8 protein-coding genes are annotated in these 9,055 nt (G+C 61.1%); 1 reads left to right on the top strand and 7 read right to left on the bottom strand.

Annotated features, from left to right (window positions below; all coding sequences use genetic code 11):
* The 6 genes from AYB31_RS06380 to sdhC all read right to left on the bottom strand — a co-directional run.
* On the bottom strand, positions 1-311 hold a 311-nt coding region (locus tag AYB31_RS06380), incomplete at its 3' end, for a biotin/lipoyl-containing protein (RefSeq protein WP_330220001.1).
* Between the two features lie 73 nt (positions 312-384).
* A complete protein-coding gene (locus AYB31_RS06375; protein WP_068826924.1) occupies positions 385-3,216 on the bottom strand; it encodes a 2-oxoglutarate dehydrogenase E1 component in 2,832 nt (943 codons plus the stop codon).
* A gap of 249 nt (positions 3,217-3,465) precedes the next feature.
* The gene (locus AYB31_RS06370; protein ID WP_068826922.1) at positions 3,466-4,185 is read right to left on the bottom strand and encodes a succinate dehydrogenase iron-sulfur subunit; all 720 of its coding nucleotides are present in this window, start codon (positions 4,183-4,185) and stop codon (positions 3,466-3,468) included.
* Positions 4,186-4,196: 11 nt separating this feature from the next.
* Positions 4,197-5,969: a succinate dehydrogenase flavoprotein subunit gene (gene sdhA, locus AYB31_RS06365; protein WP_068826919.1), complete on the bottom strand. Its 1,773-nt coding sequence runs from the start codon at positions 5,967-5,969 to the stop codon at positions 4,197-4,199.
* 3 nt (positions 5,970-5,972) lie between these two features.
* Positions 5,973-6,341 carry a succinate dehydrogenase, hydrophobic membrane anchor protein gene (sdhD, locus tag AYB31_RS06360; protein WP_068826917.1) on the bottom strand — a complete coding sequence of 123 codons (369 nt, stop codon included), beginning with the start codon at positions 6,339-6,341 and terminating at the stop codon, positions 5,973-5,975.
* Entirely contained in the window at positions 6,335-6,721 is a 387-nt protein-coding gene (sdhC, locus tag AYB31_RS06355; RefSeq protein ID WP_177332283.1) for a succinate dehydrogenase, cytochrome b556 subunit, read from the bottom strand. Before sdhC ends, sdhD begins: the two co-directional genes overlap by 7 nt.
* Positions 6,722-7,070: 349 nt before the next feature.
* On the opposite strand from sdhC, the gene gltA reads away from it, so the two are divergent.
* Positions 7,071-8,357, top strand: a complete 1,287-nt coding sequence (gene gltA / locus AYB31_RS06350) for a citrate synthase (RefSeq protein WP_068826913.1) — start codon at positions 7,071-7,073, stop codon at positions 8,355-8,357.
* Positions 8,358-8,415: 58 nt separating this feature from the next.
* Here the strand turns inward: gltA and AYB31_RS06345 are convergent, their stop codons facing one another.
* Positions 8,416-9,021, bottom strand: a complete 606-nt coding sequence (locus AYB31_RS06345) for an START domain-containing protein (protein WP_068826911.1) — start codon at positions 9,019-9,021, stop codon at positions 8,416-8,418.
* Positions 9,022-9,055 lie beyond the last annotated feature (34 nt).

Below are 9,055 nucleotides of genomic sequence, written 5' to 3'. Positions count from 1 at the left end.
GCTGGGGCTGCAGCGGCGGCAGGAGCAGCGGCGCTGGCCGGTGCAGCAGCCGGGGCCGCAGCAACGGCGGCGCCGGCATCACCCAGGCGGCCCAGCAGCTCGCCGGACAGCACGGTGTCGCCCTCGTTCTTGACGATCTCGGCAAGCACGCCGTCGGCTTCGGCGAGTACTTCCATCACCACCTTGTCGGTTTCGATGTCGACGATCAGCTCATCGCGCTGTACCGCATCGCCCGGCTTCTTGTGCCAGGTAGCCACGGTGCCGTCGGCGACCGATTCCGGGAAGGTTGGGGCTTTGATCTCGATAGCCATTGTGTGTGTTTCCTTAAATTCGGTTTCTTCAAGGAGGCGACGGCCCTTGCCGCCGCCTCGCTACGCGAAGGCGTTAAACAGTAAAGGCGTCGTTGAGCAGCTTTTCCTGCTGCTCGGCGTGCATCGAAGCGTAGCCGCAGGCCGGAGCCGCCGAAGCCTCGCGGCCGGCGTACTCGAGGAACAGGCCCTTCTTGTGTGCGGTAGCGACGCGACGCATGTGGTGCTGACTGCAGTACCAGGCGCCCTGGTTCATCGGCTCTTCCTGACACCAGACGATGTGCTTGAGGTTCTTGTACGGCGCCAGGGCTTCGGTCAGATCATCCTCGGGGAACGGATAGAGCTGCTCGAGGCGAACGATGGCGATGTCCTCGCGACCTTCGGCACGACGTTTGGCCAGCAGGTCGTAGTAGACCTTGCCACTGCACAGGACCACGCGCTCGACCTTCTTCGGTTCGATCGGATCGATCTCGCCGATAACGGTCTGGAACGAGCCTTCTGCCAGTTCTTCCAGGGTCGAGATGGCCAACGGATGGCGCAGCAGCGACTTCGGCGTCAGCACCACCAGCGGTTTGCGCAGCGGGCGAATCACCTGGCGACGCAGCATGTGGTAGACCTGCGCCGGCGTGGTCGGCACGCAGACCTGCATGTTGTGCTCGGCGCACAACTGCAGGAAGCGCTCCAGACGTGCGGAGCTGTGCTCCGGACCCTGCCCTTCATAACCGTGCGGCAGCAGCATGGTCAGACCGCACAGACGGCCCCACTTGTGCTCGCCACTGGAGATGAACTGGTCGAATACCACCTGGGCACCGTTGGCGAAGTCGCCGAACTGGGCTTCCCAGATCACCAAGGCGTTGGGCATGGTGGTGGAGTAGCCGTATTCGAAGGCCAGCACCGCTTCTTCCGAGAGGAAGGAGTCGTACAGCTGGAAGCGCGGCTGCCCCTCGTAGAGGTTCTGCAGCGGCAGGTAGGTGGTTGCGTCCTTCTGGTTGTGCAGCGCCGCATGGCGGTGCGAGAAGGTACCGCGACCGACGTCCTGACCGGTCATGCGCACCGGATGGCCTTCGAACAACAGCGTGGCGTAGGCCAGGTTCTCGGCGTAGCCCCAGTTGATCGGCATGGCGCCGGCGGTCATCTTGGCGCGGTCTTCCATCACCTTGGCGACCTGGCGCTGCAGCACGAAACCTTCCGGCACTTCCAGCAGCTTGCCGGCCAGATCCTGCAGGGTCTTCAGCTCGAAACGGGTGTCGTGGCGCGCGGTCCAGGCGTGGCCCAGGTAGGGACGCCAGTCGACGAACAGCTCCTTGTTCGGCTCCTTGACCAGGCTCTTGACCACATGCTGGCCATTGTCCAGCGCGTTGCGGTAATCCTCGATCTTGGCCTTCACCGCTTCGTCGGCGATACGACCACCCTGCACCAGGCTCTCGGCATACAGTTCACGGGTGGTGCGCTGTTTGGCGATCTGCTGGTACATCAGCGGCTGGGTGCCGCTCGGCTCGTCGGCCTCGTTGTGACCGCGACGGCGGTAGCAGACCAGGTCGATGACCACGTCACGCTTGAACTGCATGCGGTAGTCGACGGCCAGCTGGGTGACGAACAGCACCGCTTCCGGATCGTCGCCGTTCACGTGCAGGATCGGCGCCTGGATCATCTTCGCCACGTCGGTGGCGTATTCGGTGGAGCGCGAGTCGTCGGCACGGCTGGTGGTGAAGCCGACCTGGTTGTTGATCACCAGGTGGATGGTGCCGCCAGTCTTGTAGGCACGAGTCTGCGACATCTGGAAGGTTTCCATGACCACGCCCTGACCGGCAAACGCCGCGTCACCGTGGATGGAAATCGGCAGCACCTTGTCGCCATTGCCGTCGAGACGACGGTCCTGACGGGCGCGTACCGAACCTTCGACCACCGGAGAAACGATCTCCAGGTGCGACGGGTTGAACGCCAGCGCCAGGTGTACTTCGCCGCCTGGGGTCATGACGTTGGAGGAGAAGCCCTGGTGGTACTTCACGTCACCGGACGACAGACCCTCGACCTGCTTGCCTTCGAACTCGTCGAACAGGTCACGCGGGTTCTTGCCGAAGGTGTTGACCAGTACGTTGAGGCGACCGCGGTGGGCCATGCCGATGACGATTTCCTGGGTGCCGTAGGAACCGGAGCGCTGGATGATTTCGTCCAGCAGCGGGATCAGACTCTCGCCACCTTCCAGACCGAAACGCTTGGTGCCCGGGTACTTGGTGCCCAGGTACTTTTCCAGGCCTTCGGCAGCGGTCAGGCGCTCCAGCACATGGCTTTGCACCTCGGCGGAATAGGCCGGACGACCACGCACGCTTTCCAGACGCTGCTGGAACCACTTGCGCTGCTCGGAATCGACGATGTGGGTGAACTCGGCACCGATGGTGCGACAATATGTCTGCTGCAGCGCCTCGTGGATTTCTCGTAGAGTCGCCTCCTCCTTGCCGATGTACAACTCACCGGTACGGAAGGTCGTGTCGAGGTCGGCGTTGGTCAGACCATAGTGGTTGACCGCCAGGTCGGCCGGCTCAGGACGCTGCCACAGACCCAGAGGATCCAGCGTTGCTGCCTGATGGCCGCGCATGCGGTAAGCCTGGATCAGACGCAGTACTTCCACCTGCTTCTTCTCGTGCTCGCTGCTGACACTGCCGGCAGAAACCGGTTGTGCGCGGCGCTGGTTCTTGGCCAGCAACACGAACTGATCGCGGACTGTAGAGTGCGAGACGTCAGTGGCGGAATTGCCGTCAGTCGGCAATTTCTGGAAGTAAGTGCGCCACTCTTCTGGCACAGCGTTGGGATCGTGCAGGTAGAGCTCATAGAGCTCTTCCACGTAGGCCGCGTTTCCACCGGATAGGTGGGCGCTTTCCCACATGCGCTGCATCACGCTTTCTTGCATGCTTGGTCACCCTCGGTAAGGGGACACCACCGGCGTGGAAGCCATAGCTCGGCCATTCAAAGTCCTGAAGCAGCGACTAGGTAAGCCACTACGGATCCCGCAGATAGTCCGGGTACCAGCCCGGATGCCCCTGCTGGTCGTCATTTCTTTTCAAGTAAGGACTCTGGCTTTTTGGGCTGGAGTCCTGAGTTTTACTGCACCGGCGGATCGTTCCGCCGGGCAGGTGTCACAGGTGCAACGGTGTCGCTATCAGGTACCGCTCTGCAGCAGCATGTTACGTACATGACCGATGGCCTTGGTCGGGTTCAGACCCTTGGGGCACACGTTCACGCAGTTCATGATGCCGCGGCAGCGGAACACGCTGAACGGGTCATCCAGGGACGCCAGACGCTCGTTGGTCTTGGTGTCGCGGCTGTCGGCCAGGAAACGATAGGCCTGCAGCAACGCAGCGGGACCGAGGAACTTGTCCGGGTTCCACCAGAAGGACGGGCAGCTGGTGGAGCAGCACGCGCACAGGATGCACTCGTACAGACCATCCAGCTTCTCGCGCTCTTCCGGGCTCTGCAGACGCTCGATGGCCGGGGCCGGAGTATCGTTCTGCAGGAACGGCTGCACCTTCTCGTACTGCTTGTAGAAGATGCTCATATCGACGACCAGGTCACGAATGACCGGCAGACCCGGCAGCGGGCGAATGACCAGCTTGTTGCCCTTCACCACCGAAGAGATCGGAGTGATGCAGGCCAGGCCGTTCTTGCCGCTGATGTTCATGCCGTCGGAGCCGCACACGCCTTCACGGCAGGAGCGACGGTAGGAGAAGCCTTCATCCTGCTCTTTGATCAGAGCCAGGATGTCCAGCACCATCAGGTCCTTGCCGTCGATGTCGACGGTGAAGTCCTGCATGAACGGCGCGGCATCCTTTTCCGGGTTGTAGCGATAAACGCTGACTTGCAAAGTTTTACCAAGAGACATGCTGGCCACCCTTAATAAGTACGTACTTTGGGTTCAAATGCAGGAACGGTCTTCGGCGCGAAGTTTACATCGCGCTTGGCAACACGTTTCTCACCCGGGAAGTACAGGGAGTGGCACAGCCAGTTGGTGTCGTCGCGATCCTCGTAGTCTTCGCGGGCATGGGCGCCACGGGACTCGGTACGGGTATCGGCGGCGATCGCAGTGGCTTCGGCCACTTCCAGCAGGTTCTGCAACTCCAGCGCCTCGATGCGCGCGGTGTTGAAGGCCTGGCTCTTGTCGGCGATCTTGACGTTGGCGATGCGCTCACGCAGGTCGGCCAGCTGGGCGATGCCCTTCTGCATGTATTCGCCAGTACGGAATACACCGAAGTAGTTCTGCATGCAGGCCTGCAGTTCCTTACGCAGCGGAGCCACGTCTTCGCCAGTGCTGCGCTCGTTGACGCCGGACAGGCGCTTGAGCGACAGCTCAATGTCGGTCTCACTGGCACCGCGGGCTTCGACGCCCTCTTTCAGCGCTTTTTCCAAGTGGATACCGGCAGCGCGGCCGAACACCACCAGGTCGAGCAGCGAGTTGCCGCCCAGGCGGTTGGCACCGTGTACCGATACGCAAGCCACCTCGCCCACAGCGAACAGACCTTCGATGATCTTGTCGTTACCGTTGGCATCCTGAGTGATGGCCTGACCATGAATGTTGGTGGCCACGCCGCCCATCATGTAGTGGCAGGTCGGGATCACCGGAACCGGAGCGACAACCGGGTCGACATGAGCGAAGGTCTTGGACAGTTCGCAGATGCCTGGCAGGCGGCTGTGCAGCACTTCTTCACCCAGGTGATCGAGCTTCAGCAGCACGTGGTCCTTGTCCGGGCCACAGCCGTTGCCGGCGATCACTTCCTTGACCATGGAGCGGGCAACCACGTCGCGACCGGCCAGGTCTTTGGCGTTCGGCGCGTAGCGCTCCATGAAACGCTCGCCGTGGGCGTTGATCAGGTAACCACCTTCACCACGGCAACCCTCGGTGACCAGTACACCGGCGCCGGCAATGCCGGTCGGGTGGAACTGCCACATCTCGATGTCCTGCACCGGCACGCCAGCACGCAGGGCCATGCCCACGCCGTCACCGGTGTTGATCAGGGCATTGGTGGTCGAGGAGTAGATGCGACCGGCACCGCCAGTGGCCAGAACCACGGCCTTGGAACGGATATAAACGGTTTCGCCCGTCTCGATGCAGATGGCGATGACGCCAACCACGGCGCCGTCCTGGTTCTTCACCAGATCCACGGCGTACCACTCGTTGAGGAACGAGGTGCCGGCTTTCAGGTTGGCCTGGTACAGAGTGTGCAGCAGGGCGTGACCGGTACGGTCGGCCGCGGCGCAAGTACGAGCGGCCTGGCCACCCTTGCCGAAGTCCTTGGACTGGCCACCGAACGGACGCTGGTAGATGCGACCCTGCTCGGTACGGGAGAACGGCAGGCCCATGTGTTCCAGCTCGAACACGGCCTCAGGGCCGACGGAGCACATGTATTCGATAGCGTCCTGGTCACCGATGTAGTCGGAACCCTTGACGGTGTCGTACATGTGCCAGCGCCAATCGTCGTTCGGGTCGGCCGAAGCGATGGCGCAGGTGATGCCGCCTTGAGCGGACACGGTGTGCGAGCGAGTCGGAAAAACCTTGGTGACTACAGCGGTCTTGTGGCCGCCCTGAGCCAGTTGCAGCGCGGCACGCATGCCCGCACCACCGCCACCAACGATGATGGCGTCATAGGAAAGAGTACGAATACTAGACATTGATCAGACACCCCAGAGAATCTGCACACCCCAGACGAAGAACGCGAACATCGCAATGCCGCAACCTGCCTGGAAGAGGAAACGCACGACAGTCGCCCACTTGCCCAACGCCATCGGCGTCAGGTAGTCGGTGGAGATGGTCCACATGCCGACCCAGGCGTGAACGCCTAAGGCCACCAGGGCCAGCAGACTGAAGATGCGCATCGCGGTGCAAGAGAACAGGGCGTGCCATTCGGCATAGCCAAGGCCCGGATGGACTACCAGGTAGCCGATCAGGAACAGGAAGAAAGCCGCGAGAACGACCGCAGATACACGCTGAGCCATCCAGTCATAGAGGCCCGAGCGCGAGAAGTTGGTTACGTTGGTTACCATATCCAGACCCCCGCCAGAACGATGACCACCGCCGATACGGCGATGACGATCTTCGAGCCCAGCTTGCCGCCTTCCAGCGACTCGCCGACACCCATGTCCATGATCAGGTGGCGTACACCGGCCACCAAGTGGTACAGCAGGGCGGACAACAGCGCCCAAACAATCAGCTTGGCCAGCGGACTGGTCAGACACGCCTTAACTTCTGCAAAGCCTTCCTCGGAGCTCAGCGACTTGTCGAGCGCAAACAGCAGCACGGCAATGCCTACAAAGAGGATGACACCGGAAATACGGTGCAGAATGGACGTATAAGCTGTGATCGGGAGTTTGATTGTCCTGAGATCTAGGTTTACAGGTCGTTGGCTATTCACGGCTTTTTTCACACTAGAGGCCCCTAACAAACAGGGCAAGTTGTCGGGAAGTGCACTGGTCAGGTACCCCTCACCAAGGGAGTGCCAGCCGCCTGATTACAGGCTTTCAAGGCATCAGCGGCCGGGCGCAGAGTATAGACAGTTAGGTAACTAATGACAACGCAAAGACCCACCCCAAAAAGCGGATTGCGCGACCTATATAAATGTCGTATTAGGCCGATTATGGCGCCCCAAAACAGGGCTGGAACCCCTCTGCCGCCTGGGTTTTCGCAAATTGACTTTCAGATTTATGTCTCTATAGTGTCCCGGGCCCTGCGTGGGGGGCTGTCTGATGATTCCAAGCATAAACAGGAGGCCGCACATGGCTGACAAAAAAGCGCAGTTGATCATCGAGGGCAATGCCCCCGTAGAGCTGCCCGTACTGACCGGCACCGTGGGTCCCGATGTAGTCGACGTGAGGGGCCTGACCGCCACGGGTCGCTTCACTTTTGATCCTGGCTTTATGTCGACCGCCTCTTGCGAGTCGAAGATCACCTATATCGATGGCGACGCCGGCGTTCTGCTGCATCGCGGTTACCCCATCGAGCAACTGGCAGAGAAGTCCGACTACCTGGAAACCTGCTATCTGCTGCTTAACGGCGAGCTCCCCAACGCAGAAGAGAAAGCCAAGTTCGTCAGCACCATCAAGAACCACACCATGGTTCACGAGCAGTTGAAGAACTTCTTCAACGGTTTCCGTCGCGATGCCCACCCGATGGCCATCATGTGCGGCGTGGTCGGCGCCCTTTCCGCCTTCTACCACGACTCCCTGGACATCAATAATCCGCATCACCGCGAAGTTTCGGCCATGCGCCTGATCGCCAAGATGCCGACCATTGCTGCCATGACCTACAAGTACTCCATGGGCCAGCCCATGATGTACCCGCGTAACGACCTGAACTACGCGGAAAACTTCCTGCACATGATGTTCAACACCCCGTGCGAGATCAAACCGATCAGCCCGGTACTGGCCAAGGCGATGGACCGCATCTTCGTCCTGCACGCCGACCATGAGCAGAACGCCTCCACCTCCACCGTACGCCTGGCCGGCTCCTCGGGCGCCAACCCGTTCGCCTGTATCGCCGCCGGCATCGCCGCGCTGTGGGGCCCGGCTCACGGTGGCGCCAACGAAGCCGTCCTGAGCATGCTGGACGAGATCGGCAGCGTCGAGAACATCGACAAGTACATCGCCAAGGCCAAGGACAAGAACGATCCGTTCAAGCTGATGGGCTTCGGTCACCGCGTGTACAAGAACTTCGACCCGCGCGCCAAGGTCATGAAGCAGACCTGCGACGAAGTACTGGCCGAACTGGGTATCAACGACCCGCAGCTGGAACTGGCCATGAAGCTCGACGAGATCGCCCGCAACGATCCGTACTTCAAGGAACGCAACCTGTACCCGAACGTCGACTTCTACTCGGGGATCATCCTCAAGGCGATCGGCATTCCGACCAGCATGTTCACCGTGATCTTCGCCCTGGCCCGTACCGTCGGCTGGATCTCGCACTGGAAGGAAATGCTGTCCAGCCCGTACAAGATCGGCCGCCCGCGCCAGCTGTACACCGGTTACGACCGCCGCGACCTGGTCGCCCTGGAAGAGCGCAAGTAAGACCCACGCCCTCCAGAAAAAAGGCTGCCGATTGGCAGCCTTTTTCGTTTATGCAGCGTTAGCGCTTTTCCACCTTGGCGCGCAGCTGCTCCAGTGTCTTGAAGGGTGCATCCACCACAAAACTGTTGGCCAGCCAGGACGGCACGCTGCCACCCGGCTCGGTGTGCACCTGATAAGTCACCTCGACCTTACCCTCGCCTTTCGGCACCAGATTCCAGTAGCCCTGCAGGCTGGCAACCCGCACATTGTCCGGTTTTTCCGGCAGATACTGCGGCTGACCGTCGAGCTTGCGCAGCAGGCTGCCGTCAGCGCCCTCCTCCGTTACCACATGCAGCACCGAATCGCGGCTCGTCACTGGCCAGGGCATGTCGAAACGGGTGTAAATCCAGGTTTCAGCCCCCTCATGCTTGAGCAGGCGCTGCTCGGCACAGGCATGAATCCAGGCGCAGGAACCATCAACATCCTCCTGCGCTGCGCGCAGGGTCGCCATATCACTGGCGATGGTGGTCACGCCCCGATAAGCCTTGTACTTCGAGCCCTGTACCTCGCTCAGGTAAACCTGGATGCCATCCTCATCCTTGGCCAGCTTCCAGTCCTCGGCCTGCGCCGTTGCACTGGCCAGCAGACCCAAGGCCAGCATGGCCGCCGTTCTAGACGAAATCATCGTTGCTCCTCAGGGGAATAGGCCTGCGTCAGGG

The organism is Pseudomonas sp. BMS12 (genome assembly GCF_001592875.1).
In the GTDB taxonomy this organism is placed as follows: domain Bacteria; phylum Pseudomonadota; class Gammaproteobacteria; order Pseudomonadales; family Pseudomonadaceae; genus Aquipseudomonas.
Note: the sequence above shows the minus strand (reverse complement) of the source record. Positions and strands in the feature narration are given on the sequence as shown.